28 protein-coding genes and 1 tRNA gene are annotated in these 26,898 nt (G+C 65.8%); 18 read left to right on the forward strand and 11 right to left on the reverse strand.

The window, feature by feature from the left end:
- Positions 1–18 precede the first annotated feature (18 nt).
- Both ASD71_RS02320 and ASD71_RS02325 read left to right on the forward strand, forming a co-directional pair.
- Positions 19–1,167 (forward strand): mandelate racemase/muconate lactonizing enzyme family protein, encoded by a 1,149-nt coding sequence (locus ASD71_RS02320; RefSeq protein WP_056559372.1) that lies wholly within the window; start codon positions 19–21, stop codon positions 1,165–1,167.
- Positions 1,164–2,174, forward strand: a complete 1,011-nt coding sequence (locus ASD71_RS02325; RefSeq protein ID WP_056559375.1) for an NAD(P)-dependent oxidoreductase — start codon at positions 1,164–1,166, stop codon at positions 2,172–2,174. The genes ASD71_RS02320 and ASD71_RS02325 overlap by 4 nt, the downstream gene beginning before the upstream one ends.
- Here ASD71_RS02325 and ASD71_RS02330 read toward each other — a convergent pair.
- Positions 2,151–3,290: an MFS transporter gene (locus ASD71_RS02330; protein ID WP_200949411.1), complete on the reverse strand. Its 1,140-nt coding sequence runs from the start codon at positions 3,288–3,290 to the stop codon at positions 2,151–2,153. The genes ASD71_RS02325 and ASD71_RS02330 overlap by 24 nt on opposite strands.
- 103 nt (positions 3,291–3,393) lie before the next feature.
- Positions 3,394–4,551 (reverse strand): alpha/beta hydrolase, encoded by a 1,158-nt coding sequence (locus ASD71_RS02335; protein WP_082578931.1) that lies wholly within the window; start codon positions 4,549–4,551, stop codon positions 3,394–3,396.
- Positions 4,552–4,651: 100 nt separating this feature from the next.
- On the opposite strand from ASD71_RS02335, the gene ASD71_RS02340 reads away from it, so the two are divergent.
- From ASD71_RS02340 to ASD71_RS02350, 3 genes are all read left to right on the forward strand, one after another.
- Positions 4,652–5,542: a LysR family transcriptional regulator gene (locus ASD71_RS02340; RefSeq protein ID WP_056559381.1), complete on the forward strand. Its 891-nt coding sequence runs from the start codon at positions 4,652–4,654 to the stop codon at positions 5,540–5,542.
- A gap of 66 nt (positions 5,543–5,608) precedes the next feature.
- Positions 5,609–7,453 carry an ABC transporter ATP-binding protein gene (locus ASD71_RS02345; protein WP_056559384.1) on the forward strand — a complete coding sequence of 615 codons (1,845 nt, stop codon included), beginning with the start codon at positions 5,609–5,611 and terminating at the stop codon, positions 7,451–7,453.
- A gap of 97 nt (positions 7,454–7,550) precedes the next feature.
- The gene (locus ASD71_RS02350) at positions 7,551–8,153 is read left to right on the forward strand and encodes a hypothetical protein (RefSeq protein WP_056559387.1); all 603 of its coding nucleotides are present in this window, start codon (positions 7,551–7,553) and stop codon (positions 8,151–8,153) included.
- 36 nt (positions 8,154–8,189) lie between these two features.
- Here ASD71_RS02350 and ASD71_RS02355 read toward each other — a convergent pair whose 3' ends face one another.
- The 7 genes from ASD71_RS02355 to ASD71_RS02385 all read right to left on the reverse strand — a co-directional run bounded on the left by ASD71_RS02355 (position 8,190) and on the right by ASD71_RS02385 (position 14,865).
- Positions 8,190–8,867: a hypothetical protein gene (locus tag ASD71_RS02355; RefSeq protein ID WP_056559390.1), complete on the reverse strand. Its 678-nt coding sequence runs from the start codon at positions 8,865–8,867 to the stop codon at positions 8,190–8,192.
- Between the two features lie 328 nt (positions 8,868–9,195).
- Complete coding sequence (locus ASD71_RS02360; RefSeq protein ID WP_056559394.1) at positions 9,196–10,101, reverse strand: LysR family transcriptional regulator; 906 nt, start codon at positions 10,099–10,101, stop codon at positions 9,196–9,198.
- A gap of 355 nt (positions 10,102–10,456) precedes the next feature.
- Positions 10,457–10,530 (reverse strand) — tRNA-Gly (locus tag ASD71_RS02365).
- A gap of 112 nt (positions 10,531–10,642) precedes the next feature.
- Positions 10,643–11,629: a tripartite tricarboxylate transporter substrate binding protein gene (locus tag ASD71_RS02370; protein WP_056559396.1), complete on the reverse strand. Its 987-nt coding sequence runs from the start codon at positions 11,627–11,629 to the stop codon at positions 10,643–10,645.
- Positions 11,630–11,703: 74 nt separating this feature from the next.
- A complete protein-coding gene (locus ASD71_RS02375) occupies positions 11,704–12,657 on the reverse strand; it encodes a hydroxymethylglutaryl-CoA lyase (protein WP_056559399.1) in 954 nt (317 codons plus the stop codon).
- A complete protein-coding gene (locus tag ASD71_RS02380) occupies positions 12,654–13,847 on the reverse strand; it encodes a CaiB/BaiF CoA-transferase family protein (RefSeq protein ID WP_056559402.1) in 1,194 nt (397 codons plus the stop codon). Before ASD71_RS02380 ends, ASD71_RS02375 begins: the two co-directional genes overlap by 4 nt.
- A gap of 121 nt (positions 13,848–13,968) precedes the next feature.
- Entirely contained in the window at positions 13,969–14,865 is an 897-nt protein-coding gene (locus ASD71_RS02385) for a LysR substrate-binding domain-containing protein (protein ID WP_056559405.1), read from the reverse strand.
- A 127-nt stretch (positions 14,866–14,992) separates the two neighbouring features.
- Here ASD71_RS02385 and trmB point away from each other — a divergent pair, with 127 nt between their 5' ends.
- The 4 genes from trmB to lysM all read left to right on the forward strand — a co-directional run bounded on the left by trmB (position 14,993) and on the right by lysM (position 17,721).
- Positions 14,993–15,817, forward strand: a complete 825-nt coding sequence (gene trmB / locus ASD71_RS02390) for a tRNA (guanosine(46)-N7)-methyltransferase TrmB (RefSeq protein WP_056559408.1) — start codon at positions 14,993–14,995, stop codon at positions 15,815–15,817.
- Positions 15,817–16,758 (forward strand): prolyl aminopeptidase, encoded by a 942-nt coding sequence (gene pip / locus ASD71_RS02395; RefSeq protein ID WP_056559412.1) that lies wholly within the window; start codon positions 15,817–15,819, stop codon positions 16,756–16,758. The genes trmB and pip overlap by 1 nt, the downstream gene beginning before the upstream one ends.
- A gap of 11 nt (positions 16,759–16,769) precedes the next feature.
- On the forward strand, positions 16,770–16,970 hold the full coding sequence (thiS, locus tag ASD71_RS02400) for a sulfur carrier protein ThiS (protein ID WP_056559414.1): 201 nt from the start codon (positions 16,770–16,772) through the stop codon (positions 16,968–16,970).
- 304 nt (positions 16,971–17,274) lie between these two features.
- The gene (lysM, locus tag ASD71_RS02405) at positions 17,275–17,721 is read left to right on the forward strand and encodes a peptidoglycan-binding protein LysM (RefSeq protein WP_056559419.1); all 447 of its coding nucleotides are present in this window, start codon (positions 17,275–17,277) and stop codon (positions 17,719–17,721) included.
- 268 nt (positions 17,722–17,989) lie between these two features.
- Here the strand turns inward: lysM and ffh are convergent, their stop codons facing one another.
- Positions 17,990–19,396, reverse strand: a complete 1,407-nt coding sequence (gene ffh / locus ASD71_RS02410) for a signal recognition particle protein (RefSeq protein WP_056559422.1) — start codon at positions 19,394–19,396, stop codon at positions 17,990–17,992.
- Between the two features lie 106 nt (positions 19,397–19,502).
- On the opposite strand from ffh, the gene ASD71_RS02415 reads away from it, so the two are divergent.
- The 6 genes from ASD71_RS02415 (at position 19,503) to ASD71_RS02440 (ending at position 22,969) form a co-directional block, all read left to right on the forward strand.
- The gene (locus tag ASD71_RS02415) at positions 19,503–20,345 is read left to right on the forward strand and encodes an inner membrane protein YpjD (protein ID WP_056559425.1); all 843 of its coding nucleotides are present in this window, start codon (positions 19,503–19,505) and stop codon (positions 20,343–20,345) included.
- A 1-nt stretch (position 20,346) separates the two neighbouring features.
- Positions 20,347–20,613 (forward strand): PP0621 family protein, encoded by a 267-nt coding sequence (locus ASD71_RS02420; RefSeq protein WP_056559429.1) that lies wholly within the window; start codon positions 20,347–20,349, stop codon positions 20,611–20,613.
- Positions 20,614–20,714: 101 nt separating this feature from the next.
- Positions 20,715–21,293 (forward strand): 1,6-anhydro-N-acetylmuramyl-L-alanine amidase AmpD, encoded by a 579-nt coding sequence (gene ampD, locus ASD71_RS02425; RefSeq protein WP_056559432.1) that lies wholly within the window; start codon positions 20,715–20,717, stop codon positions 21,291–21,293.
- 18 nt (positions 21,294–21,311) lie between these two features.
- Positions 21,312–21,935 (forward strand): glutathione S-transferase family protein, encoded by a 624-nt coding sequence (locus ASD71_RS02430; protein ID WP_056559434.1) that lies wholly within the window; start codon positions 21,312–21,314, stop codon positions 21,933–21,935.
- Positions 21,936–22,038: 103 nt separating this feature from the next.
- Complete coding sequence (locus ASD71_RS02435; RefSeq protein WP_056559436.1) at positions 22,039–22,317, forward strand: hypothetical protein; 279 nt, start codon at positions 22,039–22,041, stop codon at positions 22,315–22,317.
- 373 nt (positions 22,318–22,690) lie between these two features.
- A complete protein-coding gene (locus ASD71_RS02440) occupies positions 22,691–22,969 on the forward strand; it encodes a PAAR domain-containing protein (protein WP_255357194.1) in 279 nt (92 codons plus the stop codon).
- Positions 22,970–22,972: 3 nt separating this feature from the next.
- Here the strand turns inward: ASD71_RS02440 and ASD71_RS02445 are convergent, their stop codons facing one another.
- Positions 22,973–23,794 (reverse strand): IclR family transcriptional regulator, encoded by an 822-nt coding sequence (locus ASD71_RS02445; RefSeq protein ID WP_056559439.1) that lies wholly within the window; start codon positions 23,792–23,794, stop codon positions 22,973–22,975.
- 279 nt (positions 23,795–24,073) lie between these two features.
- Here ASD71_RS02445 and ASD71_RS02450 point away from each other — a divergent pair, with 279 nt between their 5' ends.
- The 3 genes from ASD71_RS02450 to dgoD are packed head-to-tail and all read left to right on the forward strand — an operon-like array spanning position 24,074 to position 26,889.
- Positions 24,074–25,081, forward strand: coding sequence for a 2-dehydro-3-deoxygalactonokinase (locus tag ASD71_RS02450; RefSeq protein ID WP_056559442.1), 1,008 nt, complete (start codon positions 24,074–24,076; stop codon positions 25,079–25,081).
- A gap of 9 nt (positions 25,082–25,090) precedes the next feature.
- Positions 25,091–25,744, forward strand: coding sequence for a 2-dehydro-3-deoxy-6-phosphogalactonate aldolase (locus ASD71_RS02455; RefSeq protein ID WP_056559445.1), 654 nt, complete (start codon positions 25,091–25,093; stop codon positions 25,742–25,744).
- Entirely contained in the window at positions 25,741–26,889 is a 1,149-nt protein-coding gene (gene dgoD / locus ASD71_RS02460; RefSeq protein ID WP_056559450.1) for a galactonate dehydratase, read from the forward strand. Before ASD71_RS02455 ends, dgoD begins: the two co-directional genes overlap by 4 nt.
- The last annotated feature ends 9 nt before the right edge of the window (positions 26,890–26,898 follow it).

The following is a 26,898-nucleotide window of genomic DNA, read 5'->3' on the forward strand; positions in this document are numbered from 1 at the left end:
CCCGGAGCATCCCTGCATATGCCTACCATCGAATCCGTCTCTGTCTGCATTGCCCGCGTGCCGCTCGCGAACCCGGTCACGTTCTCCACACGCCAGGTCAAGGCGCGCGAATACTGCCTCGTGCGCGTGCGGTCCACCGACGGCCAGGAGGGCCTGGGCTACTGCTACGCCGTGAACAGCGCGGGACGCCTGTTGTCAGTCGCCGTGACCGACCTGCTGGCGCCCCGCTTGATCGGCCAGGAATCACTGCGCGTCGAAGGCCTGTGGAACGAGCTGTACCAGGAAGCCTTGCTGCTGGGTCGCGCCGGCGGCGTGATGCGCGCGCTGTCCGCCATCGACACCGCGCTGTGGGACTTGAACGCGCGCAGCGCCGGCGTTCCGCTCTACCAATACCTCGGCGCCACGGTGAAGGACCGCGTGCCCGCCTACGCCAGCGGCGGTTACTACCAGCCGGGCAAGACGCCGGACAAGCTGGCCGCGGAAATGGCGCAGCACGTCAAAGAGGGCTTTCGCGCCGTCAAGATGAAGGTCGGCCTGGAAAGCGTCGCGGGCGAACGCAAGCGAATCGCCGCCGTGCGCGAGGCCATCGGCGACGACGTACGCCTGATGCTCGACGCCAACAACGCGTGGCGCGACCTGCCCACCGCACTGGAATACATGCGCGCGTTCGAGCCCTACCACCCCTTCTGGATCGAAGAGCCCTTCTCGCCCGACGACATCGACAACCACGTGCGGCTGGCGCGCGCCACGCCCGTCACCGTCGCCACCGGCGAAGTCGAAGCCGGCCGCTGGCGCTTCAAGGACCTGATCGCCAGCGGCGCCACCACCATCCTGCAGACCGACGCGACCGTGTGCGGCGGCATCACCGAATGGCGCCGCATCGCGGCCACGGCGGACAGCCACGGCATCACCGTCGCGCCGCACGCGTGGCACGACGTGCACATCCACCTGGCCGCCAGTGCGCCCAACGCAACCTACGTGGAATGGATGCCGGACGATCACATCGTCAACTTCCGCCGCCTCATCGACCGCCAACTGCAGGCCGAGGACGGCAACCTGCTGGTGCCCACCGAGCCCGGACTTGCCTTCCGGTTCAGCGACGACGCCATCGCAGAATACGGCGTCGTCTATCCCGGCGAACGCGATCGCTGGCAGGTCGTGCGTTGACCACGGCCGCTCCCGCGCTGGGCCTGCTGCTGTCGGCCAAGGTCGACCGCGCGCATGGCCCGCGCCTCGATGACCTTGCGCAAGGGGCGGGTGTGCGTCTGCAACGCCATCGGATCGAAGACGCCGATCCCGCGCGTATCGACGTGGCGTTCTTTTCTCGCGACCTGTACGAAGGCAGTTCGCTGCGCAAGCCCGGCCCGCTGTCCGACGCCTTCTTTCGGGTGTCGGACGCAGCACCCGGGCTGCGCTGGCTGCACGTCTGTTCGTCGGGACAGGACCTGCCACAGTATGCGCACACGTTGGCGAGGGGCGTCCCCGTCACGGCGTCCACCGGCGTCACCGCCGCCCCCATCGCGCAGACCGCCGTGGCGGCCATCCTGGCGCAGTCGCGCGGCTTCGACCGCTGGCTCGCCTCACAGGCGCGGCGTGCATGGCAGCCGCTGACCGGCGACGCCCGGCCACGCGATCTGTCGTCGATGCAGGTGCTGGTGCTAGGCGCGGGCGCCATCGGGCAGGAGATTGGGCGGTTGTGCTCGGCCCTGGGCCTGCGCACGACGGCCGTGCGCAGGCATGCCGAGCCGCTGGCCGGCTTTGACGACGTCATGCGCATGGCGCAGTTGGACGACGCCCTGCCCTATTGCGACTGGCTGGTGCTGGCGCTGCCGTTGAATGCCGAGACGGCCGGCATCATCGATGCGCGCCGGCTGTCGCTGCTGCCGCCGAACGCCCGCATCGTCAACGTCGCGCGCGGCGAACTGGTGGATGAAACCGCGCTGACGGACGCGCTGGCGGCGGGACGGCTGGCGGGCGCTTATCTCGACACGTTCACGGAAGAGCCGCTACCGCAGGCGTCGCCGCTATGGTCGCTGCCGACGGTGTGGATCAGCCCGCACAACAGCGCCGCGTCCCTCGGGCACGAGGACCGCGTCGCCGACTGTTTCGCGGATCAGTTCCGGCGCTGGCTGGCGCGACATGCGGGGGATTTAGGCGTAGCCGGGTCCCGCTGATCGCGCCGTCATTCCCGCCAGCACGCCCGCGCCAACCAGCAGCACTGCGCTTGCCGCGAACGTGCTCTGGTAGCCGCTGTGATCGAACAGCACGCCCCCCACGGTGGATCCCAGCGCGATGGCCATCTGCACCACGGCCACCAACAACCCGCCACCGGCTTCCACGTCGTGCGGGAACGTCTTCGCCACCCAGGCCCACCATCCCACGGGGGCCGCCGTCGCCGTCAGGCCCCACAACGCCAGCAGCCCCACGACAGCCGGCATCCAGTGGCCAAACGCGATGAGGCCCATCGCGATCGCCGCCATGAACAGCGGAATGGCGATCAGCGTCTGATAGAACCCCCGCTGCAGCACGCGGCCGATCAGCACCGTGCCGGCCAGCCCAGCCACGCCGATGGCAAGCAGTACGAGCGACAACGCCGGCACCTGAATGCGCGTCACGGTCTCCAGGAACGGCCGCACATACGTAAACAGCGCGAACTGCCCCATGAAGAACAGGCTGCTGGCCGCCATGCCGACTGCGACATGCCGGCGCTTGAACAACGCGAAGACCTTGAACACACTATTCGCGCCGGCGGCACGCGGCGCGGCGGGCATGGACGGCAGCGTCAGCCATTGCCAGGCCAGCGCCATCAACGCCACCGGCACCAGGCACAGGAACGCGCCGCGCCAGCCGATGACCGCGCCCAGATAGGCGCCCAACGGTGCCGCCACGACTGTGGCCAGGGCGTTGCCGCCATTCAGGATCGCCAGCGCGCGCGGCACCTGGGCGGGCGGCACCAGCCGGATCGCGGTCGCCGCCGACATCGACCAGAAGCCGCCGATCACTACGCCGATGAGCGCACGGCCCGCCATGTAGACCACGTAATTACCCGCCAGCGCCACAATGGCGCCCGACAACCCCATGGCCGCCGTCAGGCCAAGCAGCAGCGTCTTGCGGTTCAGACTGCCCGCCAGCGCCGAGATGAACAGGCTCGTCACCACGGCGAAGGCGCCGGAAATGGCGATGCCTTGTCCGGCCATGCCTTCCGTCACCTGCAGGTCCGACGCCATCGGCGTCAGCAGGCTGACGGGCAGGAACTCAGAGGCCACCAGCGCAAATGCGCACACGGACATCGCCAGGACGGCGCTCCAGGATGCCGGTTGCGCCGGCGCGCCGTTCCCGGCGCCGAGCGCGCCGGTTGCGGTTTCAATTGCAGTGCTTGTCATTGCTGTGGCCTTACCCCGCCAGGTGCTGGCGGAAGAACCCGTCCAGCTTGTCCCATGGAATCAGGCCCACGCGGTCATACAGATCCACGTGGCCGGCGCCAGCCACCCACACCAACTCCTTCGGCTCGGCCGCCTTGGCATAGGCGTCTTCGCTGAACTCGCGGGAGTGCGCCGCATCGCCAGCGATGAACAGCAGCGGGCGCGGCGAGATCGACGCGATATCGTTGAACGGATAGAAGTTCACGAACCGCACTTCGCTGGTCAGCATCCGGTTCTGCGTCTGCGCCAACGTGCGGCCATTCGGAATGGCGATGCCGCGCGGCGTGCGATAGAACTCCCAGAACTCGCGCGTCACCGGATCCGTCTCTGCGCTCGGCTGTGCCGGCAGGTAGTTCAAGAACTGCCCGTCACCGCTGACGTATTCCTCATACCGCTGCGCCGCCGCCTTCGCCAGCAGCGCCTTGCGCTGGTCCAGCGTCTGGCTATGCTTGAGTCCATTGCGCGTCACGGCCCCCATGTCGTACATGCTGACCGTCGCAATCGCCTTCAAACGCGGATCCATCTTTGCCGCACTGATCGCAAAGCCGCCGCTGCCGCAAATGCCCAGTACGCCGATGCGCTCGCGATGCACCAGGCCGCCGGTCCCCAAGTAATCCACAGCCGCGCTGAAGGCTTCGGCGTACAGTTCCGGCGCCACCAGGTTGCGCGGCTCGCCTTCGCTCTCGCCCCAGTACGGCAGGTCGATGGCCAGCGTGACAAAGCCGCGTTCGACCAGTTTCTGCGCGTACAGCATCGCGCTCTGCTCCTTCACCGCCCCCATCGGATGGCCGACGATGACCGCGGGCGCCTGGCCGTCGCGCGTCAATCCCTTCGGCGTCACCAGATTGCCGGCCACCGCCAGGCCGTACTGCGTCTTGAAGGTGACGCGCTGCACGTTCACCTTTCCGCTCTTGTAGAAGTTGTCCGCGTCCCCCGGCGCGCCGGGGGACGCCTGCGAGACGCCGCTGCCGCTTGCGCCGCCTTGGGCGCCAAAAGCTGGCGACGCCCCGGCGGAAAGCAGGCCCATTGCGGCGATGCCACCGGCGGCCTTGATGAAAGCGCGGCGTCCGCCCTCTGCCGTAGCGGGCGTTTGCGTGTCAGGTTGGATGAAATCGTAGGTCTGGGTCATGGCGGGAAATCCCTTGAAAATCAATGCCCAGATGTTGACGCAAGCCCTGCCGCCTGATTAGGGGGTGTAATCTTTATGAACCTGTGAAAAAAATTCAGCAATGGCACATCCCAAGATCAACGACCTGCAGGCCTTCCTGGCTGTCGCCCGCGACCAGAGCTTTACCAAGGCCGCGGCCAAACTGGGCCTCACCCCGTCCGCGCTCAGCCACACCATGCGCTCGCTCGAGGAACGCCTGGGCGTGCGCCTCTTGTCGCGCACCACGCGCAACGTCTCACCCACCGACGCCGGCGAGCGCCTGATGCGCGCCATCGCGCCGCTCTTCGACCAGATCGCCATCGAGGTCGACGCGCTGGGCGAACTGCGCGACAAGCCGCGCGGCACGCTCCGCGTCACCTGCACCGACGACTCCATCGAACTGTGCCTGCGGCCGATGCTGGCCACATTCCTGAAGGACTATCCGGACATCACCCTGGAGCTGTACGTGGATTACGGCTTCACCAACGTGGTCGAGGAGCGGTTCGACGCCGGCATCCGGCTGGGCGAAGCCATCAGCAAGGACATGATCGCCGTGCGTATCGGCCCGGACTGGCGGCTGATGGTGGTAGGATCGCCTGCGTACTTCGCGCGGCATCCGGCGCCCGCCACGCCGCACGACCTGACCGGGCTGCCCTGCGTCAACATCCGGCACCGGCCATCCGGTTCGGTCTACGCGTGGGAATTCGAGAAGAACGGCCAGGCCTTCACCGTCAAGGTCGAGGGCCAGCTGGTCTTCAACAGCATCATGCACGTGCTCAACGCGGCCGTGGACGGCATCGGTCTGGCCTACGTGCCCGAACAGCTCGTCGCGCCGTATCTGGCGGACGGACGGCTCAAGGAAGTCCTGGGCGACTGGTGCCCCACGTTCCAGGGCTTTCACCTGTATTACCCCAACAGGCGCCAGGCCTCGCCCGCCTTTTCCGCCTTTGTCGACGCGCTGAAATATCGCTGAGGTATCACCCTATCGGGTCCGCCGCGCGACCGCCTCGCATTAATTCGTGAATTTGGAGTCTCTGCCTTGTTCCGCAGATTTGAAAGCCAGCTCAATCCGTTCCCTTCCGAGAACGTCCCCCCGCCCCCCAAGGGATTCTTCGCGTTCCTGTGGTTCTGCACGCATGGTTCACGCCGCTACATCGCCGCGCTGGCGATCCTGAGCGCGGCGGTCTCCATCTACGAAGCGTGGCTCTTCGCCTTCCTGGGCCAGGTCGTCGACATGCTCACCGTCTGGAAAGCCGGCGAGGCCGCGTCGGCGCACGAACGCCAGGTCCTGTGGGGCATCGCCATCGTGCTGTGCGTCAGCGTCGGCGTCGTCGCGCTGCGCACGCTGATCCAGCATCAGGTTCTGGCCATCAACCTGCCGCTGCGGCTTCGCTGGGACTTTCACCGCATGATGCTGCGGCAAAGCCTGTCGTTCTTCTCGGATGAATTCGCCGGCCGCGTCACCACCAAGGTCATGCAGACCGCGCTTGCCGTGCGCGAAGTGCTGCTGACCTTCTGCGAAATCGTGCTGGGCATCGCCGTCTACTTCGTCACCATCGTCGCGCTGGCCGGCGGCTTCGACTGGCGTCTGATGCTGCCCTTCATCGGCTGGATGGCGCTGTACGGCCTGGCCATGATGTATTTCGTGCCGCGGCTGGGCAAGGTCGGCAAGGAGCAGGCCCATGCCCGCTCGTCCATGACGGGACGCGTCACCGACGCCTACACCAACATCACCACCGTCAAGCTCTTCTCGCACACCAACCGCGAGGCCCGCTTTGCGCGCGCCGCCATGGAGGACTTTAAGGAAACCGGCTACCGCCAGATGCGTCTGGTCAGCCAGTTTGAAATCGTCAACCAGGCGCTGGTGTCCGCGCTGATCCTGGCGGCCGGCGGCTACGCGCTGTGGCTGTGGCACGGCAACGAAATCGGCACCGGCGCAGTGGCCGCCGTCACCGCCATGGCGCTGCGCGTGAACGGCATGTCGCACTGGATCATGTGGCAGATGACCTCGCTGTTCGAGAACATCGGCACCGTGCAGGACGGCATCGCCACCCTGACCCACGTCCCGAAGGTGCAGGACGCGCCCAATGCCGCCACCCTGCACGTCACGCAAGGCGAAGTCCGATTCGACGACGTCTATTTCAACTACAACAACGAGCGCCAGGTCCTTGACGGCCTGACCCTCACCGTGCGTCCCGGCGAAAAGATCGGCCTGGTCGGCCGCTCCGGCGCCGGCAAATCGACGCTCATCAACCTGCTGCTGCGCTTCTACGACGTCGAGCGCGGCCACATCCGCATCGACGGCCAGGACATCTCGCAGGTCACGCAAGACAGCCTGCGCAGCGCGATCGGCATGGTTACGCAGGACACGTCGCTCCTGCACCGCTCCATCTGCGACAACATCGCCTATGGCCGTCCCGACGCCAGCCGCGAAGAGATCCGCGCCGCCGCGGCCCGCGCCCAGGCCGACGACTTCATCGAGCAGCTCAGCGACTCGCACGGCAACACCGGCTACGACACGCTTGTCGGCGAACGCGGCGTCAAGCTGTCGGGTGGACAACGCCAGCGCATCGCCATTGCCCGCGTCATGCTCAAGAACGCGCCCATCCTGCTGCTGGACGAAGCCACCAGCGCGCTGGATTCGGAAGTGGAAGCCGCCATTCAGGAAAGCCTGGACGAAGTCATGCAGGGCAAGACCGTCATCGCCATCGCCCACCGCCTGTCGACAATCGCCGCCATGGACCGGCTCATCGTGATGGACCAAGGCCAGATCATCGAACAGGGCAGCCATGCGGAACTGCTGGCAATGAACGGCGTGTACGCGCGCCTGTGGCGGCATCAGAGCGGCGGCTTCCTGGCCGAAGAACCGAGCCAACCGGTTTGATCAAGAGACCCCATTGACAGGTTTGGTTGCACTTTATTAGGGACACAATACAGACCCGATCGGATAATCCCGGCGCTATTCGAAAAGGATCTTTATTTTGAAGTTGAAAGCTGCACTCCTCATTTCCGCGCTGACCGCTGTCGTCGTTGCGCCCGCCAATGCCGCGTCCCCGCGTTCGGTAGACGCCCGCACGTTTGACGTCGCTGGCGTCAAGACGGGCATGGACTTCGACGAAGCGCTCGCCGCCACGGCCAAGAATTTCCACGTCAGCAAGAAAGACATCCGGATCGGTTACGCGACGAACAACCCCGTCACGAACACCAAGATGCCGATGAATTTCAGCTACGACAAGGACGGCGTGAGCTTCATCGTCCACTTCGAGCCACGCGTGCCCGTCGACAAGCAACGGCCGCTGGCTGTTTCCCAGATCCGGTATGAACTGCCGTGGACCCCGGCCAACAAGGACTCCATGGGCAAAGCGGTGCTGGAAAAATACGGCCGCCAGTCCAACTATCCCAACGACCTGGTCATGGAGTGGTGCGCCAAGCCCAGCACGAACCCCGGCATGGGCTGCTCACCGGACCTGACGCAAGCAGTATTGAAATACAGCGGCGTCAGCATCCAGATGCACGACCCGGCATGGATGAACGCCCGGATCGAGTATGTGGATCGCAGCAATACCAGAAAGCCCAGCTTCTAAGGGCTTCGGAAATTCCGGATCGGATGCGCCTTCGCGTTAGCGGGGTGCGCCTCCCCCGTCACTGTTATCTGGCTGCTGGCGCGGAAAATTCTCCGGCTGCGCCGCCGCCTCGTCTCTCTTCAGTTCCGCCACGCGGGCGCGCACAATGGCGTCCGAGTCCGCGGGCTGGCCCATGTCCAGCGGCTTGCCATGATTGCCGGCCTGACCAAAGCGAACGCGCACCACGCGCGGGTCAGCCGCTGAAACCACCATGTCGCCCTCGCCGTTCGGTCTCTCCACGGCCGCATCTCCACATTGCGAGGTCCAATCCGGCGCGAGGATGTACCACGCGACAGCGGCAATCGCTATGGCGGCGCCGCCAAACCAGGCCCAAAGCGGTCCGGGCAAAAGGGCCTTGAGCAGGCCGCCCCGCTCCAGTTGCGCGACATGTCTGTCAAATTCGTGCTGGCACAACGCGTTCAATTCGGCGATCGCCTGACGGCGTGTGACGTTGCCGGAAAACGCGCCCTCGGTCGCGGCCAACTCGAACATTTCATCCAGATCCAGATCGGACAGGATTTCTTCTGTCGCCAGCCAGACCAGGGCGCCACCCAGCGTCACGAAGGGCGCCACCGGCATCGCTTCCAGCCGCATCAGCGCAGCAGCATGGTGGTCGGCGCGAATGATGCCGTCGACGCGCAGGCGCTCAAGAAGCGCGAGGGGAGCCTGCGTCATGCCGGCATGCCAAACAAAAGGAACGCGCGTTGGCGCAACATGGATTGAGCACTCCCCAGTAACGATGTCGATGGATGATCCCTTGCGGCACAGAAAGCCGACTCGGATTCGCTCATGACGACGAAAGCAAGGAGTGCTTCGCCATCGATTTTCGACGTCGTTTTACCAGGGGCTATCAGCTCTTATTGCCCTTCGTTGGCTGTCAGTTGATTGAAGTCAGCACAGATCTCAATTGCACGAGTCGCACCACATATTCGATAGGCATCGATGGAAATTTTCCTGCACCGACCTACGCGCCCGGTAATCGAGACCGCCCCCGCGGCCAGGCTCAATATGCGAGCTGCGCGGGAAGCGTCTCGACGAGCCAGTCGATGAATACGCGCAGCCGATGCGTCACATGCCGGTTGTGCGGATACACCACATGAAAGGGATAGGGCTGCGGCCGCCACGGCTTCAGGATCTCGACGAGCGCGCCGCTCTTTAACGCGGGGCCGGCCGCATACGTGAAGGTCTGCACAATTCCCAAGCCCGCCAGCGCCGCCGCCAGATGCGCGTTGCTTTCGTTGACGCCGACACGATGCTCGACCTTGATCTCCGTTTTTTGTCCATCGCGTTCAAAGCGGAAAGGAAATGCGCGGCCATTCTGCGGCGACAGATAGCTGACCAGCTTGTGGCCGTTCTTCAACTCGTCCGGATAGGCCGGCGTGCCGAACTGCTTGAGGTACCCCGGCGTGGCGCAGGTAATCAGATCGGCAGTGCCGATCAGCCGCGCCACCAGCGAAGAATCGTCAAGCGGACCGCCGCGGATCACGCAATCGACGTTGTCGCTGATCAGATTGACGGGGCGGTCTGACACCCCAAAGTCGATCCGGATATCCGGATAGCGCGTCAGAAAATCGGAGATCGCGGGGATCAACACGTCGCGTGCGGTGGAGCCGCCCACGTCGATGCGCAGGTGTCCTTTTGGCTTACCTTGCACGGCATTGAACGACCCGTCGATATCTTCCAGGTCGCGCACGATGCGCAACGCCTTTTCGTAATACTCGCGGCCCTCCGGCGTGACGGTGACGCGCCGCGTCGTCCGTTGCAGCAGGCGCACGCCAAGGTGCGCCTCCAGGTCCTGCACGATCTTGCTGAGCGTGGCATTGGGCATATCCAGCGAGTCCGCCGCCCGCGTGAAACTGCCCGCCTCCACCACGCGGGCAAAACCGCGAATCGCTGTCAATTGATCCATGCCGAAAACTCCCAGAGATGAAGCGATTATCCATAAACATGCATAGTCATTTCAATCTTGCTGGATTTACTCATCATTCCGGCAACTTGCGCAGGAGTGACCATAGGCGCCTATCTTTCAGTGATGCAGGTGCTCGGGAGGGATTGTCCGCCAATGGCGAACGCTTGCCAGAAGCCTGGGGCTACCTGCGCGTGAACAAGATCGGATGGCTGAGGCTTTTCGTCTCGCGCAGAACTGACCCAAACAGGCGCATTCAACACAAGCAGGGAATCGACGAGGCTTGGCGGCAGGCTGAATGCCCGAAACTTCATCGTTGGATTCAAGTTCCAGGCCGGAACCTTCTGAATGTAAGCAGTGGAGCGGGTGAAGGGAATCGAACCCTCGTATGAAGCTTGGGAAGCTGCCGTTCTACCATTGAACTACACCCGCTCGGGTGTCGTGCCGCGGCCGTGAGCCGGGCAGAGCCGCGATTATAGCGCGGCTTTTTTTGGTCGGGGCGGGTCAAAAAAGCCCGCCCCATTCGACCGAAAAGCCGCAGCTATCAATTCGCTGTGATGTTGGCGGCCTTGACCACCTTGCCCCAGCGGTCCAGCTCGGTCTGCGTGTAGGCGCCCAGTTCCTTCGGACCCATGAAGATCGCCTCGGCGCCCTGCTCGGCGGCCTTCTTGCGGAACTCGTCGGTCTTCATGATCTTCTGGATCTCGCCCGCGATCTTGTCGACGACCGGCGCGGGCGTGTCCTTCGGTGCGTACATGGCGAACCACGACGAGACGATCAGATCGGGGTAGCCGGCTTCGGCGGCGGTGGGCACGTCGGGCAGCGACGGCAGGCGGGCGTTGCCCGTGACCGCCAGCGCGCGCAGCTTGCCCGCGGCGATCTGTCCCAGCAGCGGCGGCGGCGTGGTGATGGTCATGTCGACGGCGCCGCCCAAAAGATCGTTCAGCGCGGGGCCGGTTCCCTTGTAGGGAATGTGCGTGATCTGCGTGCCGGCCATCTGGTTGAGCAGTTCCGTGGCGACCTGCTGCAGCGAGCCGTTGCCCGACGACGCGTAATTCAGCTTGCCCGGATTGGCCTTGGCGTACGCGACCAATTCCTTCAAGGACTTGATGGGCAGATCGGGACGCACGACCACAACTTGCGGAGCGGACAGCACGTTGGCAACCGGGGCGAAGTCCTTGATGGGGTCCCAGCCGGCGGCGGGCGTCACGTGCGGCGTGATGACCTGAAAGCCCGAGTACTGCAACAGCAGCGTGTAACCGTCCGGCTTGGCGCGCGCCACGGCCTGCGCGGCGATGCCGCCCGAGGCGCCGGGCTTGTTCTCAACGACGACGCTCTGGCCCAGCGCCACGCCCAAGGGCTGCGCGATCAGGCGGGCGGCGATGTCGGTAGTGCCGCCCGGTGCGGCGGACACGATCAGCGTGACGGGACGGTTGGGGAATTCGGCCTGTGCGCTGGCCGCGCCGGCGGCGGCGATCAGGGCGAAGGCGGCGCTGGTGCGCAGGGCGGTGGGCAGGCGGAAAGAGGCCATGCGTTGTCTCCTGGGTATTGTTTTATCTATGGGTGGTGTCGGGTGCTGCAGGTACTGCTTAAAAAAACAATCAATCAGGCGTCGGCCGGAAACCGTTCGGCCAGCCACGCGGGCGGCGCGTGCAGGGCCAGCCTTGGCCCCGCCTGCAGCAATGCGTTGGACAGATCACGCTGGACCAGGCCGGGCAGGCTTCGCACGATGGCCAGCAACGGCTCAAGCGACACGCCCGTCTCCACGCCCATGCAGGCAAACATGTGGACCAGTTCTTCGGTGTTGACATTGCCGCTGGCGCCCGGCGCGTAAGGGCATCCGCCCAGGCCGCCGGCAGCGGCGTCAAAGCGGGTGATGCCGGTCTGCCAGGCCGCAATGGCGTTGGCCAGCGCCATGCCGCGCGTGTTGTGCAGGTGTACGGTCAGCGCCGTGTCGGGCAGGCGCGCAGCCGCTTGTTCGCACAACGCGGCCACTTGGGTCGGAAACGCCATGCCCGTCGTGTCGCACAGCGTGATGCCGGCAGTGCCCGCATCGACCAGACGCGCCGCCAGATCCAGCACCGTGTCCGCGGGCACATCGCCATCGAACGGACAGCCGAACGCGGTCGACAAGGACACGTTGCACCGCGCGCCAGCCTTTGCCGCAGCGGCCAGCACCTGCGACAACTCCGCAAACGACTGGTCGCGCGTCATGCGCAGGTTGGCGCGGTTGTGCGTCTCGCTGCACGACATGACGAGGTTCATCTCGTCGGTGCCGGCCTCCAGCGCGCGTTCCAGCCCGCGCACGTTCGGGACGAGCGCGGTGTAGATCACGCCCGGACGGCGGCGGATGCGGCGCATGACATCGACCGCGTCCGCCAGCGCGGGAATGGCTTTGGGGGAGGTGAAGCTGGTGACCTCGATACGGGCGAAGCCGCAGTCGGACAGCGCATCCACGAAGGCGACCTTGTCGTCGGTGGGCACCATGGTCTTCTCGATCTGCAGGCCATCGCGCGGGCCGACCTCGTTGATCTCGATGCGGGCGGGTCCGTGGTTCATGCAATCACTCCCTTGGCGCGCAACGCGGCGCGCTGTTCTTCGGTCAAGCCTGCGGACGCCAGCACCGTGTCGGTGTGTTCGCCGAGCGTCGGCGCCCGTTCGCGCACCGCGCCCGGATTGGACGACAGGTACGGGAAGACGGCGGGCATTTCCACCTGCACGCCTGCCGCGGATTCCATCGAGGTGATGGCGTTGCGGGCGCGGTAGTGCGGATCCTTGGCAATATCGGCGATGGAATAGATGCGGCCGGCCGGCACGCCCGCTTCCAGCATCGCGGCCAGCACGTCGTCGATCCGCCGTTCCTGCGTCCACGCGCCGATGGCGGCGTCGATCTCTTCCACGCGGCGCGCGCGGCCGTCGTTGTGCGCCAGCGCCGGGTCCTGCCCCAGGTCGTCGCGGCCGATACGCGCCATCAGACGGGTGTAGATGGCGTCGCCGTTGCCCGCGATGAGCACGTAGCCGTCCTGGCACGGATAGGCGTTGGACGGCGCAATGCCGGGCAGCGACGCGCCGGCGGGCTCACGCACCGCGCCGAACACCGAATACTCGGGCAACAGGCTCTCGCTGAGATTGAAGAGGCTTTCATACAGCGCGGTGTCGATCACCTGCCCCACGCCGCCGCGCGCATCGCGTTGATACAGCGCCAGCATCACGCCCAGCGCGCCATGCAGGCCGGCGATGGTGTCGCCCAGCGACAGGCCGGCGCGCACCGGCGCGCGGCCGGGCTCGCCGTTCAGATAGCGCAGGCCCGCCATGGCTTCGCCGATCGCGGCAAAGCCCGGTTCGCGCGCCTTGGGGCCGGTCTGGCCGTAGCCCGAAATGCGCAACATGATCAGGCGGGGATTCAGTTCGTGCAGGGCTTCCCACGACAAGCCCCACTTTTCCAGCGTGCCGGGGCGGAAGTTTTCAATCAGTACATCGGCCTCGCGCGCCAGCATGCGCACGATGTCCTGGCCTTCCTGCTGCCGCAGGTCGACGCAGACCGACTGCTTGTTGCGCGACTGCGCCTCCCACCACACCGAGGTGCCCTCGTGCAGCAGACGCCACTTGCGCAGCGGATCGCCCTGGCCCGGCGGTTCGATCTTGATGACCTGCGCACCAAAATCCGCCAGCGTCTTGGCCGCGAAAGGCCCCGCGATGAGTTGTCCCAGTTCCAGCACACGAATGCCGGCAAGAATCTGCCCTGCCATATCGCCTCCCAGGCGCGTCTTACGGTAGTGATGGAAGGCAGTGTGCGCGCAAAGCGGCGCGATGCGGAATGGACAATCGGGGAAAGGGGCATTCCCGGAACGAGAAACCCCGGGCTAACCCTCAGCCCTCGCCGCGCAAATGGGCCAGCAGCAGCCGCGCAGCCACGGTCAGGGTGTCGGCGTCGCGCACGCCCAGAAGCAGCCAGCGGCGCGCCCACTCGTCGGTCAGCGGGATCAGCCGGATCGGCATGGACCGCGCGTGCGGCTCGGCGGCGATGCGCGGCAGGATGCCCACGCCGCGCGTGGCCGCCACCATGCGGCAGATGGCATCAAAACTGCGCACCTGGATGCGCAGCCGCATTGCCCGGCCCATGCGGCCGCTTTCTTCCGACAGCCGGGTCGCCAGCGACGTCGCGGGCGGCAGGCCGACGTAGTCGTAGGCCAGCGTGTCCGCAAACGCGACCTGCGGCTCGGCGGCGAGCGGATGGCGCTGCGGCACGATGAGCACCAGCTCGTCCAGGCGATAGGGAAAGGTGGCAAGGCCGTCTGCGGGCGTACGGTCGGCAAAGACGCCGATGTCCGCACGGTTCTCCAGCACGGCGGTGACGATGTCGCTGCTGTTCTGCTCTTCCAGGTCGATGCGCACGGCGGGGTGCTCGTCCATGAAGGCGGCCAGGTCTTCAGGCAGGAACTGTGTCAGGGACGAGGTATTGGCGGCGATACGCACCTGTCCTCGCACCCCTTGCGCGAAGTCGGACAGCGCGCCGGCCATTTGCTCGACTTCCTGCAGCACCCGCAGCGCGTGCACCAGGCACGCCTGGCCGGCGTCGGTCAGCTCCACGCCGGCGGCATTGCGAAACAGCAGGGGCGAACCCAGCGCGGCTTCCAGGTCCGAGATCCGCTTGCTGGCCGCGCCCACCGCCAGATGCGACTGGCGCGCGCCCGCCGAGATGCTTCCCTGACGCGCCACGGCGACAAACAGGGCAAGCGTGACGAGGTCGATCCGGGCAAAGTTCATGAAAAAGGTCTACGGCGCAGGGAAACCGGGCTGAAACTATAGCCGCAGGCGGCCGGGATAAATGCGTCCCTGTTTTAGTCCCTATGACCGGCTCCGCGCGGGCAGACCTGCCACTACAATCCCGCCTATGAATACGAACAACCCCACCAACAGCTCCACGAACACCCCTGCGGACCTCCCCGCAGACGCGCCCGCCACGCCCGCCGCCGACGCCGCGCCCGCCCCCGTTTCCCCGGAAACCCAGGCCGCGCTGACCAGCGCCGCGTATGCGCCCAACAGTCCCGGCGCCGCGCACATCCGCAGCTTCGTCCATCGCCGCGGCCACATCACCCAGGGCCAGCTCGCTGCGCTGGAACGCCTGATGGGCCAATGGTCCCTCCCCTATGCCCCCCGCCGCCTGGATCCGGCCGCCGCCTTCGGACGGCAGGCCCCGACGGTGCTGGAGATCGGCTTCGGCATGGGCGAAACCACCGAGAAAATCGCGCTGGCCCGGCCTGGCGACAACTTCCTGGGCGTGGAAGTGTTCAACGCCGGCGTCGGATCGCTGCTGCGCCGCATCGAAGACTCCAGCATTCAGAACCTGCGCATCATCCAGCACGATGCCGTCGAAGTGGTGCGCGACATGATCGCCCCCGATTCCCTGGCCGGCGTGCACATCTACTTTCCGGACCCGTGGCCCAAGAAGCGCCATCACAAGCGCCGCCTGATCCAGCCCGCCTTCATCTCGCTGCTGGCCAGCCGCATTGCGCCCGGCGGCTACATCCACTGCGCCACCGATTGGGAAGACTACGCGGTGCAGATGCTCGAAGTGCTGAGCGGCGAGCCGCTCCTCAAGAACACCGTCGACGGCTACGCGCCGCGCCCCGATTACCGCCCCCTCACCAAATTCGAGACACGCGGCCTGCGCCTGGGCCACGGCGTCTGGGACCTGATCTTCAAGCGAGTCGCCTGATGCTCTATCCGCCGATCGAACCCTACCGTCAAGGCATGCTGGATACCGGAGACGGTCACCAGATCTATTGGGAAATGTGCGGCAACCCCAACGGCAAGCCCGCCGTCTTCCTGCATGGCGGGCCCGGCAGCGGCTGCTCGCCCGTGCATCGGCAGTTGTTCGATCCGCAACGCTACAACGTGCTGCTGTTTGATCAGCGCGGCTGCGGCCGTTCGCAACCCCACGCCAGCCTGGACAACAACACCACCTGGCATCTGGTCACCGACATCGAACGCCTGCGCACCGAAGTCATGGGCGCCGAGAAGTGGCTGGTGTTTGGCGGGTCCTGGGGGTCGACGCTGGGGCTGGCCTATTCCGAGACGCACCCGGCGCACACCAGCGAACTCGTGCTGCGCGGCATCTTCGGCCTGCGGCGCGCCGAGATCCAATGGTTCTACCAGGAAGGCGCGTCGTGGCTGTTTCCCGACCGCTGGGAAGAGTACCTGGCGCCGATCCCCGAGGCCGAACGCGGCGACCTGGTCACCGCGTACCATAAGCGCCTGACGGGCAACGACCCCGTCGAGCAACTGCGCGCCGCCAAGGCCTGGAGCAAATGGGAAGACAGCACGATCACGCTGCTGCCCAGCCCGCGCCATCAGCAAAGCCATGCCGCGGACCGCGCGGCGCTGGCCTTTGCGCGCATCGAGAACCACTATTTCTTCAACGCCGGCTTCATGGAAGAAGGCCAGCTGATCCGCGACGCGCAGAAGCTGCGCGGCATCCCCGGCACCATCGTGCAGGGCCGCTACGACGTCTGCACGCCCGCGCGCACCGCGTGGGACCTGCACCGCGCGTGGCCGGAAGCGCAATTTCACCTGGTGCCCGATGCCGGCCATGCCTTCGACGAACCCGGCACGCTGGCGCGCCTGATCGCCGCCACCGACGCCTACGCCAAACAGTGAGGAGCCCTGACATGCACATCACCCTGAACGGAGACGCCCGCGAGTTCCCGCTGGACACCACGGTCAACGAATTGCTCGAAACGCTGGGCTACGCGGGCAAGCGCGTGGCCGTTGAACGCAACGGCGAAATCGTGCCCAAAAGCCAGCACGCGCAGACGGCGCTGTCCGACGGCGACCAGATCGAGATCGTGGTCGCGGTGGGCGGCGGCTGACTTACCGTCATCGCAGCGCCTTGGCGCCGCATCGCGATACGCCTTTGAAGGCCGCTGACACTCAGCGGCCTTTTTGCATGCCGCCGCGCGCACGAGGCGGCCTACACCCACAGATACCAACGTCCTGCGAAGGTGCCAGCATTGTTGCGTAGTCTGGCAAGAGGCTAGCAACCTGTTACACCACAACCCCTCGTCGTAGGGCAAATGTGCGAGTCATAATCGTTTCTATCGCGCCGCCTCGACCGAGGCAGGCGCCTTCAGGGCGCGCAGGTTTTCTCACCGCAATATCGATAAAGGAAACGCTATGGGTCTGCTCAATTTCATCAAGGACGTTGGAGAAAAGCTCTTCGGCGCCAGCGAGGCCAAGGCCGCGACGGCAGAGGAATTGAAGAAAGAGCTGGATAAGCACGGCCTGAACGCGGATGGCCTGCAAATCACGGTGGACGGCGACAAGGTCACGGTCGCGGGTCAGGCGTTGAGCACGGAAGACGCCGAGAAGATTTCACTGGCGCTGGGCAACACGGTTGGCGTGGCCGCGGTGGACAACCAGCTGCAGGTCAAGCAGGCCACGCCGGAAGCCAAGATGTACACCGTGCAAAAGGGCGACAACCTGTGGAAGATCGCCGAAGCGCAGTACGGCAAGGGCCAGGGCGCCAAGAACACCCTGATCTTCGAAGCCAACAAGCCCATGCTCACCAGCCCCGACAAGATCTACCCGGGCCAGGTGCTGCGCATTCCGCCGCTGTCGTAAGCGGCACTGAATTCAAACAATCCGGAGGACATCCATGCGTTCTCCGGCTTGTGTCGCGGTGCGGCGCCCCCTGCCTGCCGCGATTGCTTGGCCAGACGCAATGTCTGGCCATTTTTTTGGCTGACGGTCTGAAGGTGTCTGACACCCCAGCGACACCCTCACGCGCCAAAATTCTGCCCCACGGGTGTCTGACACCTGGCCTCGTAGCAGAGCGGGGCAGCCCTTTCGGGGGCTGCAAGCGAGCGAAGCGAGAGCGGCGTGAGGCCTCTTACTTCATCCCGAAGCGGCCCAGCCCCTTCATGCCGCCCATGGCGCGCATCATCTTGGCCATGCCGCCCTTTTTCATCTGCTTCATCATGCCCTGCATCTGCTCGAACTGAGCCAGCAGCCGGTTGACCTCTTGAACCGGCACGCCGGAGCCGGCGGCGATGCGGCGCTTGCGCGAGGCCTTGATCAGTTCGGGCTTGGCGCGTTCGGCGGCCGTCATGGAATTCAGGATGCCTTCAGTGCGGCGAAGCTGCTTTTCCGCCTGGCCGCCCTGCAACTGACCGGCGGCCTGCTGGAACTGAGCCGGCAGCTTTTCAAGCAGCGAGCCCATGTCGCCCAGCTTCTTGACCTGGCCGAGCTGGTCGCGGAAGTCGTTCAGGTCGAACTTGTTGCCCGACTTGATCTTGGACGCAAGCTTCTGCGCTTCGGCGATGTCGATGTTCTTCTGCGCCTGCTCCACGAGCGAGACGATGTCGCCCATGCCCAGCACGCGCTGCGCCATGCGGTCGGGGTAGAAGGGCTCGAGGCCGTCCAGCTTTTCCGACACGCCGACAAACTTGAGCGGCTTGCCGGTGACGTGGCGCACCGACAGGGCCGCGCCGCCGCGGGCGTCGCCGTCCAGCTTGGTCAGGACGACGCCGGTCAGGGGCAGCGCGTCCGCAAAGGCGCGCGCGGTGTTGACCGCGTCCTGGCCCTGCATCGCGTCCACCACGAACAGCGTTTCCACCGGCTTGACCAGGTCATGCAGCGCGCGGATCTCGCGCATCATGGCCTCGTCGATGCCCAGGCGGCCGGCCGTGTCCAGGATCAGCACGTCGTAATGATGGCGGCGGGCGTGATCGACCGCGCCGCGCGCGATGTCTTCGGGCTTCTGGCTGGGATCGGACGGCAGGAAATCCACGCCGACCTGCGCGGCCACGCTCTTCAACTGGTCGATAGCGGCCGGACGGTACACGTCGGCGGACACCACCAGCACCTTTTTCTTGCCGGTCTTGCGGCCGTGCTGCGTGTGCTGCCCTTCGCTGAGCCAGCGCGCCAGCTTGCCGGTGGTGGTGGTCTTGCCGGCACCCTGCAGGCCCGCCATAAGAATGACGGCGGGCGGCTGGACGGCCAGCGACAGTTCGTTGGCGTCGGCGCCCAGGTCGCCGCCCATGAGGGCAGTCAGTTCCTTGTTGACGACGCCGACCAGCGCCTGGCCCGGGCTGAGGCTGCCGGCGACTTCTTCGCCCAGCGCCTTTTCCTTCACCCGCGCGACAAAGTCGCGAACGACCGGCAACGCGACGTCGGCTTCCAGCAGCGCCATGCGCACTTCGCGCAGCATCTCCTGCGTGTTGGCCTCGGTCAGGCGGGCTTCCCCTCGCAGCGTCTTGACGACGCGCGACAGGCGTTGAGTTAGGTTATCGAGCATGAGAGGCGTTTCCGCTTAAACTAGTTGATTGAACGGTGGCCGCAGGCGCGGATTCTGCGCTTTCGGGTGACGCGCACCCCAAGGCCCCATCCAGACAACGGTTTCTATGTCACTCGGCATTGTATTTCACACAGCGGCTGCCTTGGCGTACGCGGTGCTAGGGGGGTCGCTTTGGATCCGCCTGGCCGGCGCCGGGGAAGTGGAGCAGACCGGCAGAATCGCCCGTCTGTGCCTGCTGGGCGCCCTGATTCTCCATGGAATCGGGCTGCAACAATCGATGCTGGGATCCCAGCATCTTTTCATTGGATGGGCGCTGGCCCTGTCCGCCGCCATCTGGCTGGGCATGGTCGTGTTCTGGCTGGAAAGCCTGCTGGTGCGCATAGACGGCCTGCAATTGCTGCTATTGCCCGCCGCCGCCATCGCCAGCGGCCTTGCCGCCGTCTTCCCGCAGGGGCAATTCGTGCCCCATGCCGACGATCCCTGGCTGCGCGTGCACCTCTTGATCGCCCTGGCGGCCTACGGCCTCATCACCATTGCCGCCCTGCACGCCATGATGATGGCCCTGCTGGACCGCCACCTGCACCGCCCCCTGGACGCCCCCGCCGAACGCAGCATCATCGGGCGCGTGCTCGATTCGCAGCCGCCGCTGCTGGTGCAGGAGCAGCTGCTTTTCCGCATCATCTGGATCGGATTTGTCGTGCTGACGCTGGCGGTGGGCTCGGGCTCGGTCGCCTCCATGAAGCTGACCGGCAAGATCCTGCCGTTCGACCACAAGACCGTTTTCACCCTGTTGTCCTGGCTGACCTTCGGCGTGCTGCTGGCCGGCCGGCATATCTGGGGCTGGCGCGGCCGCGTCGCGCTGCGGTGGACCCTGACGGGTTTTGGTTTTTTGATTCTGGCCTACACCGGCAGCCGGTTCGTGCTGGAAATGATTCTGCATCGAGGCTGACGTGGGCAAGTTGCTGTTCTGGATCGTTCTGATCATCCTGGTTCTGTTTGTCGCCCGAATTGCCGGCCGCATGGCCGCGCAGCGCCAGGCCGACGCGCAGGGCGGCCAGAAGAAAAAGGCGCAGGGCGCGCAGCCCCCGCCCGCCATCGAATCCATGGTGCGCTGCGCCCATTGCGGCATCCATCTGCCCCGCTCCGAGGCCCTGCTGCAAAACGGCCAGACCTGGTGCAGCCCCGACCACGCCCGCCTGGGTCCGGCAAAGCGCTGACCCGTCTATCCGCCGCGCAGCCGCCCCGGCGGTTTGCCGGATAGGGCATCTGGCGGCGGCGCGGCATAATGGGTGCCGGAATTTTCACACGCTCCCTCCCTATGCCTTTGCTTCTGGATAGACATGGCTGGCTGGCGCCGGCGCCGGGTGTTTCCCTTCTGCGCTCACCCAACTGCGACGCACGCCCCGCGGACACGCAGGTCTCGCTGCTGGTCGTGCACAACATCAGCTTGCCGCCGGGCCAGTTTGGCGGACCTGAGGTCGCGGGCCTCTTCCTGAACACGCTGGACTACCTCTCACACCCCTGGCTGGAACGCCTGCGCGGCCTGCGCGTGTCGGCGCACTTTTTCATCCGCCGCGACGGGCGCATCGTGCAATTCGTCTCCACGGACCGGCGTGCCTGGCACGCGGGTGTGTCGCGATTTGCCGGCCGCGAGCGCTGCAACGATTTTTCCATCGGCATCGAACTGGAAGGCACGGACACGCTGCCCTACACTGGCGAGCAGTACGCGTCGCTGCGCCGGCTGACTCACACCCTGCGCGCGCGCTATCCCCTGGTTGCCGCCCAGGGACACGAACATATCGCTCCGGGGCGCAAGTCCGACCCCGGGCCGGCATTCGACTGGACGCGCTTTGGGCGCGACAGCGGCTTTGCGCGGCGGCACCTGCCGCCGGCCTGACCCTTAGAAGGATTGGCTATGTTGAAGATCTGGGGACGCCTGACCTCCGTCAACGTTCAGAAAGTGATGCTGGCCGTACGCGAGCTGGCCCTGCCGCACACCTTTGTTCAGGCAGGCGGCCCGTTCGGCGTGGTCGACACCGCCGATTACGCGGCCAAGCTCAATCCCAACCGCCTCGTCCCAGTCATCGACGACGGCGGCTTCATCTTGTGGGAATCCAACGCCATCGTGCGCTACCTGGCAGCACGCTACGGCGCGGGCACGCTGTGGCCCGAGGACGTCTGCCTGCGCGCCGATGCCGACCGCTGGATGGATTGGCAGGCGACCGAATGGCAGCCGGCCATGGCGCCGGCCTTTCTGGGCCTGATCCGCACGCCCGAAGCCCGCCGCGACAAGGCCGCCATCGACAACTCGATCAAGCGATCCAACGACCGTGCGTTGATTCTGGACCAAGCCCTGCAGGGCCGCGAATTCATCGCCGGTCGCCACCTCACCATGGGCGACATCGCGCTCGTCGCCGCCGCGCACCGCTGGTTGGCCCTGCCCATCGAGCGGCCCGCCACACCCGCGCTGTCCGCCTGGTACCGGCGCGTCATGATGCGTCCCGCCCCGCAAGGGGTGCTGACCCTGCCGCTGGAGTAGCCGCGCGGGCGGTCACGCACCGCCACACCCGGACAAATTGCAACATTCCTTCTGCGCGATTCGTGCAATTATTGAAAGCCTCTGAGGCGCCTTGGCCCCTGCCATGAGCGTCGTGCGGCTGCCCGTCACCGGCATTCAGGAGGTGACGCCGCAACTCCCCGCCGACGCGCTCTCGCCGGTAGCGCGCAAGGTGCTGGTGGTCGATGACAACCGCGATGCGATCGAGTCCCTGGTCGCGGTGCTCGTCATTGGAGGCCACGATGTCACCGCTGCATACGATGGCAAAGAAGCCATCACCGTGGGCGAGCAGGTCAAGCCGGTGGATATGGACGTGCTGCTCGATTTGCTGACGACAATCGAGCATCGCGGCGACGCAAGGTAGCGGTGCGCGAAGCGCTGGACATCCGCGCCGAAGACGCATAGTGCAACGCCACGTTGCAGATCCGCGCCGACGCCATCGCGCCCGGTGGTTTCCGCGCGTTTTCAGCCCCCTTCCCGGCAAATATAAGAACGGTCCGATACCCAGAAATTGACCGGTATGACGTAATGGCAGCGCATGCCATGCGACTCCATTGCAATCGTCTGATTGCAGCGGACGCTTGCCTATAGGCAGACCTGACGCTCACGTTTTAGGAAAGGTCTGTCGTTGCGGGAGCACGTCATACCTATCCAATCCGATCTTCGCTTCACCTTTTCCGTCGGCGACGAATCCTTCGAGGTCGTCGAGTTCACGCTGCACGAAGGCCTGTCAAATAATCCGCAAAGACGACAGCACCGACCACGGGGGGTCGGTGCTGGAAGGTTTCCCGCACACCAATCTCAATGGCAAACCCATTGCCGGCGTCGGCCATCAGGTCTCCTGCCCCAAGTGCGACGGCGTCTTTCCCATCGTGCAGGGCAGCGCTACATACAAGATCATTGGCACCCCGGTTGCGCTGCACGGCATGACGACGGCCTGTGGCGCCCGCCTGATCGCCAGCGGCTCAAAAGCGCGTGTCGAACGCCAAGCGGTCCGGGATCATCAGCGCGACTAGCTCTCAGCCGCGCTCGACCTTCCATCCCATCTCGGCCGATATCCCCGCAGCCGCGCTCTGCACCACCGGCACCATCTCACGCATCCGCTCCAGCGACATATAGGGCACGGTGCTCGACACGCTGATCGCGGCGACGATGCCGCTGGAAGCATCGCGCACGGGCGCCGCAACGCAGCGGATCGACGGTTCGTTGTCTTCCAGGTCGAACGCGTAACCCTGCGACGCGTAATCGCGCATGCGGTCGCGGAACGCCTCCCAGCCTTGCTGCCCGCCGGGCGCGCGCGACGACACCGGTGCGCCGACGCGATGCAGCGCCTTCCACTGCGGCTCGTCCGCATCCAGCAGCAACGCCTTGCCCACGCCGGTCGCGGCGAGCGGCATGCGGTGGCCCACACGCGAACGCATTTCCAATCCCTTCTTGCCCGGAATCTTTTCGAGGTACAGCACGTCGTTGTTGTCGCGCACCGCCAGGTGAATCGTGTCGCCCGTCATGTCGGCAAGGCTGTCCAGATAAGGGCGCGCCAGCGTCGCCAGCGGAAAGGCCTCGCGCGCCTGAAAGCCCAGTTCGATCAGCTTGGGGCCCAGCACATAGCCGACGCCCGGCAGCGCGCGCAGGTAGCGCTCTTGCACCAGACAGCTTGCAAGCCGGTGCGTGGTGCTGCGCGCCACGCCAATACGCGCGCAGATTTCCTTCAGGTCGCGTGCGCCATCGGCCACGGCCTGCACCACGGCAAGACCGCGCATTAACGTCTGCGTGCCGGCCGGTGCGGCGGCATCAGGGTCAAGCGTGGCGGATTGCGCGGAGTTCAGCGTGGTGGTGGTCATGGTGCGAAGGCAGTGTTGCGGGGCGGCGGGAAAGATCGGCAAGCATACCCGGCGTCGCGGCACGGATACATGTGAATTCCCTGTATGTGGGATTTAATTCTATATTTTGAGATTTTTCAAGCGCTGAACTAGAATTTTTGCCATCGTGCGCTGCGCACCTCTCCCGCGCGCGCTCGGCAGATTTCAGACAACAAGGTTCGCGCCCTCTCAGCCCTCCCGCGCGCCATCACGGCGCCACGACGGCAGCCGGATGCGCGGACAGAGACGAGACAGACTCTGATGAATACCGGATCGCCCGCCCGTGCGGCTCTCATCGCGCTGGATTGGGGCACCTCTTCACTTCGCGCCTACCGCCTGGACGCCACGGGCCGCACGCTCGATACGCGCCATTTGCCCTGGGGAATCATGCGCCTGCCGCAACCGTTGCAGGACGGCGCAGCCACTACGGCACTATCCGGCTTTGAACTGGCTTTTGACCAGGCGTGCGGCGACTGGCTGCGTGCCGAACCCGCCCTGCCCGTCATCGCCTGCGGCATGGTCGGCAGCGCGCAGGGCTGGAAGGAAGCCGCCTACCTGGACGTGCCCGTCGAACTTGAACGCATCGGCACGCTGCTGACCGTGGTGGACCGCCCCGGCGGCACGCCCGTCCACATCGTGCCCGGCCTCATCCAGCGCCACGGACTGCCCAACGTGATGCGCGGCGAAGAGACCCAAGTCTTCGGCGTGATGGCAGACGAGGCCAGCGCCAATGCCGACAGCGTGCTCATCGGATTGCCCGGCACGCACTCCAAATGGGTCAACGCACGCCGCGGCCGCGTCACCCACTTCGACACCTTCATGACCGGCGAGGTCTACGCGGCGCTGCGCGGCCACACCATTCTGGGCCGCACAATGGCCGACGCCCCCAGTGCCGACATGGCTGCCTTCGAACGCGGCGTGAAGGTCGCGGGCGCGCCGGCTGGCCGGGCGGGCGTGATGTCCACCATCTTCAGCACGCGCGCGCTGGGCTTGACCGGCGAACTCGCGCCCGAGTCGCAGGCCGACTACCTGTCGGGCCTCTTGATCGGCCATGAAGTCGCCGCGCTGGCCGAGATGCTGCGCCAGCAGGGCGAACTGCCCCGCATCGTGCTGTGCGGCGAGCCCGCGCTATGCAAGCGCTACATCCTGGCCATGCAGCATTACGGCCTGGGCGCGCCCGAGCAGGCGCAGAACGCCACCGAGCGCGGCCTGTGGCACCTGGCTATCTGCGCCGGGCTCGTCTCCCCTTCCATTCAGCTCTCCGCCTAGGAATCTTCGATGAACCATCCCGGTCTGCAAACCGCCATGGCCCACTGCGGCCTGATCGCCATCCTGCGCGGTATCACGCCCGCCGAAGCCGAGCCCGTCGGACAGGCGTTGTACGAGGCGGGCTTTCGGCTGATCGAAGTGCCGCTGAATTCGCCGGATCCGCTGGACAGCATTCGCGCCATGCGCGCCGCGCTGCCCACCGACTGCCTCATCGGCGCCGGCACCGTCCTCAATCCCGACGACTGCGCCCGCATCCAGCAGGCCGGTGGCGAACTCATCGTCATGCCGCACAGCGACCCCGCCGTCATCCGCCAGGCCAAGAAGCTGGGCATGGCGTCCTGCCCCGGTGTCGCCACGCCCACCGAAGCCTTCGCGGCGCTGGCCGCCGGGGCCGACGTGCTGAAGATGTTCCCGGCCGAGCAGCTCGGCCCGGCCGTGCTCAAGGCCTGGCGCGCCGTGATGCGCCCGCCGATCGCGCTGGTTCCCGTGGGCGGCATCACGCCCGACAACCTTTCGAATTACGCCCAGGCGGGCGCCAGCGGCTTCGGCCTGGGCTCCGCCTTGTACAAACCCGGCCTGTCGGCCGAAGCAACCGGCCAGAACGCACGCGCTTTCGTCGCGGCCTGGCAACGCGCCTATCCTGCCCAGGAGACACAAGCATGAAGATCACCAAGCTCACCACCTACATCGTGCCGCCCCGGTGGTGCTTCCTGAAGATTGAAACGGACGAAGGCATCGTCGGCTGGGGCGAGCCCGTCGTCGAAGGCCGCGCGCACTCCGTCGCCGCCGCCGTCGAAGAACTGTCCGACTACCTGATCGGCAAGGATCCCCGCAACATCGAAGACCACTGGACGGTCCTGTACCGTGGCGGCTTCTACCGCGGCGGCGCCATCCACATGAGCGCACTGGCCGGCATCGACCAGGCGCTGTGGGACATCAAGGGCAAGCACCTTGGCGTGCCCGTGTCGCAGCTCTTGGGCGGCAACGTACGCGACCGCATCCGGGTGTACTCGTGGATTGGCGGCGACCGTCCGGCCGATACCGCGGCGGCCGCCAAGAGCGCCGTCGAGCGCGGCTTCACCGCCGTCAAGATGAACGGCACCGAAGAGCTGCAATACATCGACTCGTTCGACAAGGTCGAAAAGTGCCTGGAGAACGTGGCCGCCGTGCGCGACGCCGTCGGCCCGAACGTGGGCATCGGCGTGGACTTCCACGGCCGCGTCCACAAGCCCATGGCCAAGGTGCTGATGAAGGAACTTGATCCGTTCAAGCTCATGTTCATCGAAGAGCCCGTGCTGAGCGAACACTACGAAGCGCTGAAGGAGCTGGCGCCGCTGACATCCACGCCGATCGCGTTGGGCGAGCGCCTGTTCTCGCGCTGGGACTTCAAGCGCGTGCTGTCCGAAGGCTACGTCGACATCATCCAGCCCGACCCGTCACACGCCGGCGGCATCACCGAGACCCGCAAGATCGCCGCGATGGCCGAAGCCTATGACGTCGCGCTGGCGCTGCACTGCCCGCTCGGCCCCATCGCGCTGGCCACCTGCCTGCAGATCGACGCCGGCTGCTACAACGCGTTCATCCAGGAACAGAGCCTGGGCATCCACTACAACGCCGCCAATGACCTGCTCGACTACGTCAGCAACCGTGAGGTCTTTGCGTACGAGGACGGCATGGTCGCGATCCCGCAAGGGCCCGGCCTGGGCATCGAAGTGAACGAGGAATACGTCAAGGAACGCGCCGCAGTGGGCCACCGCTGGCGCAACCCCATCTGGCGTCACGCCGACGGCAGCTTCGCCGAATGGTAAGCCGATAAA

Origin of the sequence: Achromobacter sp. Root565 (assembly GCF_001427425.1) — a bacterium.
GTDB classification, from domain to species: domain Bacteria; phylum Pseudomonadota; class Gammaproteobacteria; order Burkholderiales; family Burkholderiaceae_B; genus Achromobacter; species Achromobacter spanius_D.

Excerpts from the sequence above, each read along its gene's own strand:
- ASD71_RS02380 (WP_056559402.1), bottom strand. The coding sequence starts at position 13,847 with ATGGCAGGGCAGATTCTTGCCGGCATTCGTGTGCTGGAACTGGGACAA.
- ASD71_RS02450 (WP_056559442.1), top strand. The coding sequence starts at position 24,074 with ATGAATACCGGATCGCCCGCCCGTGCGGCTCTCATCGCGCTGGATTGG.
- thiS (WP_056559414.1), top strand. The coding sequence starts at position 16,770 with ATGCACATCACCCTGAACGGAGACGCCCGCGAGTTCCCGCTGGACACC.
- trmB (WP_056559408.1), top strand. The coding sequence starts at position 14,993 with ATGAATACGAACAACCCCACCAACAGCTCCACGAACACCCCTGCGGAC.
- lysM (WP_056559419.1), top strand. The coding sequence starts at position 17,275 with ATGGGTCTGCTCAATTTCATCAAGGACGTTGGAGAAAAGCTCTTCGGC.
- ampD (WP_056559432.1), top strand. The coding sequence starts at position 20,715 with ATGCCTTTGCTTCTGGATAGACATGGCTGGCTGGCGCCGGCGCCGGGT.
- ASD71_RS02355 (WP_056559390.1), bottom strand. The coding sequence starts at position 8,867 with ATGACGCAGGCTCCCCTCGCGCTTCTTGAGCGCCTGCGCGTCGACGGC.
- ASD71_RS02335 (WP_082578931.1), bottom strand. The coding sequence starts at position 4,551 with ATGACCCAGACCTACGATTTCATCCAACCTGACACGCAAACGCCCGCT.
- pip (WP_056559412.1), top strand. The coding sequence starts at position 15,817 with ATGCTCTATCCGCCGATCGAACCCTACCGTCAAGGCATGCTGGATACC.
- ASD71_RS02375 (WP_056559399.1), bottom strand. The coding sequence starts at position 12,657 with ATGAACCACGGACCCGCCCGCATCGAGATCAACGAGGTCGGCCCGCGC.
- ASD71_RS02415 (WP_056559425.1), top strand. The coding sequence starts at position 19,503 with ATGTCACTCGGCATTGTATTTCACACAGCGGCTGCCTTGGCGTACGCG.
- ASD71_RS02430 (WP_056559434.1), top strand. The coding sequence starts at position 21,312 with ATGTTGAAGATCTGGGGACGCCTGACCTCCGTCAACGTTCAGAAAGTG.
- ASD71_RS02320 (WP_056559372.1), top strand. The coding sequence starts at position 19 with ATGCCTACCATCGAATCCGTCTCTGTCTGCATTGCCCGCGTGCCGCTC.
- ASD71_RS02330 (WP_200949411.1), bottom strand. The coding sequence starts at position 3,290 with ATGTCCGTGTGCGCATTTGCGCTGGTGGCCTCTGAGTTCCTGCCCGTC.
- ASD71_RS02360 (WP_056559394.1), bottom strand. The coding sequence starts at position 10,101 with ATGGATCAATTGACAGCGATTCGCGGTTTTGCCCGCGTGGTGGAGGCG.
- ASD71_RS02445 (WP_056559439.1), bottom strand. The coding sequence starts at position 23,794 with ATGACCACCACCACGCTGAACTCCGCGCAATCCGCCACGCTTGACCCT.
- ASD71_RS02455 (WP_056559445.1), top strand. The coding sequence starts at position 25,091 with ATGAACCATCCCGGTCTGCAAACCGCCATGGCCCACTGCGGCCTGATC.
- ASD71_RS02340 (WP_056559381.1), top strand. The coding sequence starts at position 4,652 with ATGGCACATCCCAAGATCAACGACCTGCAGGCCTTCCTGGCTGTCGCC.
- ASD71_RS02370 (WP_056559396.1), bottom strand. The coding sequence starts at position 11,629 with ATGGCCTCTTTCCGCCTGCCCACCGCCCTGCGCACCAGCGCCGCCTTC.
- ASD71_RS02385 (WP_056559405.1), bottom strand. The coding sequence starts at position 14,865 with ATGAACTTTGCCCGGATCGACCTCGTCACGCTTGCCCTGTTTGTCGCC.
- ffh (WP_056559422.1), bottom strand. The coding sequence starts at position 19,396 with ATGCTCGATAACCTAACTCAACGCCTGTCGCGCGTCGTCAAGACGCTG.
- dgoD (WP_056559450.1), top strand. The coding sequence starts at position 25,741 with ATGAAGATCACCAAGCTCACCACCTACATCGTGCCGCCCCGGTGGTGC.
- ASD71_RS02435 (WP_056559436.1), top strand. The coding sequence starts at position 22,039 with ATGAGCGTCGTGCGGCTGCCCGTCACCGGCATTCAGGAGGTGACGCCG.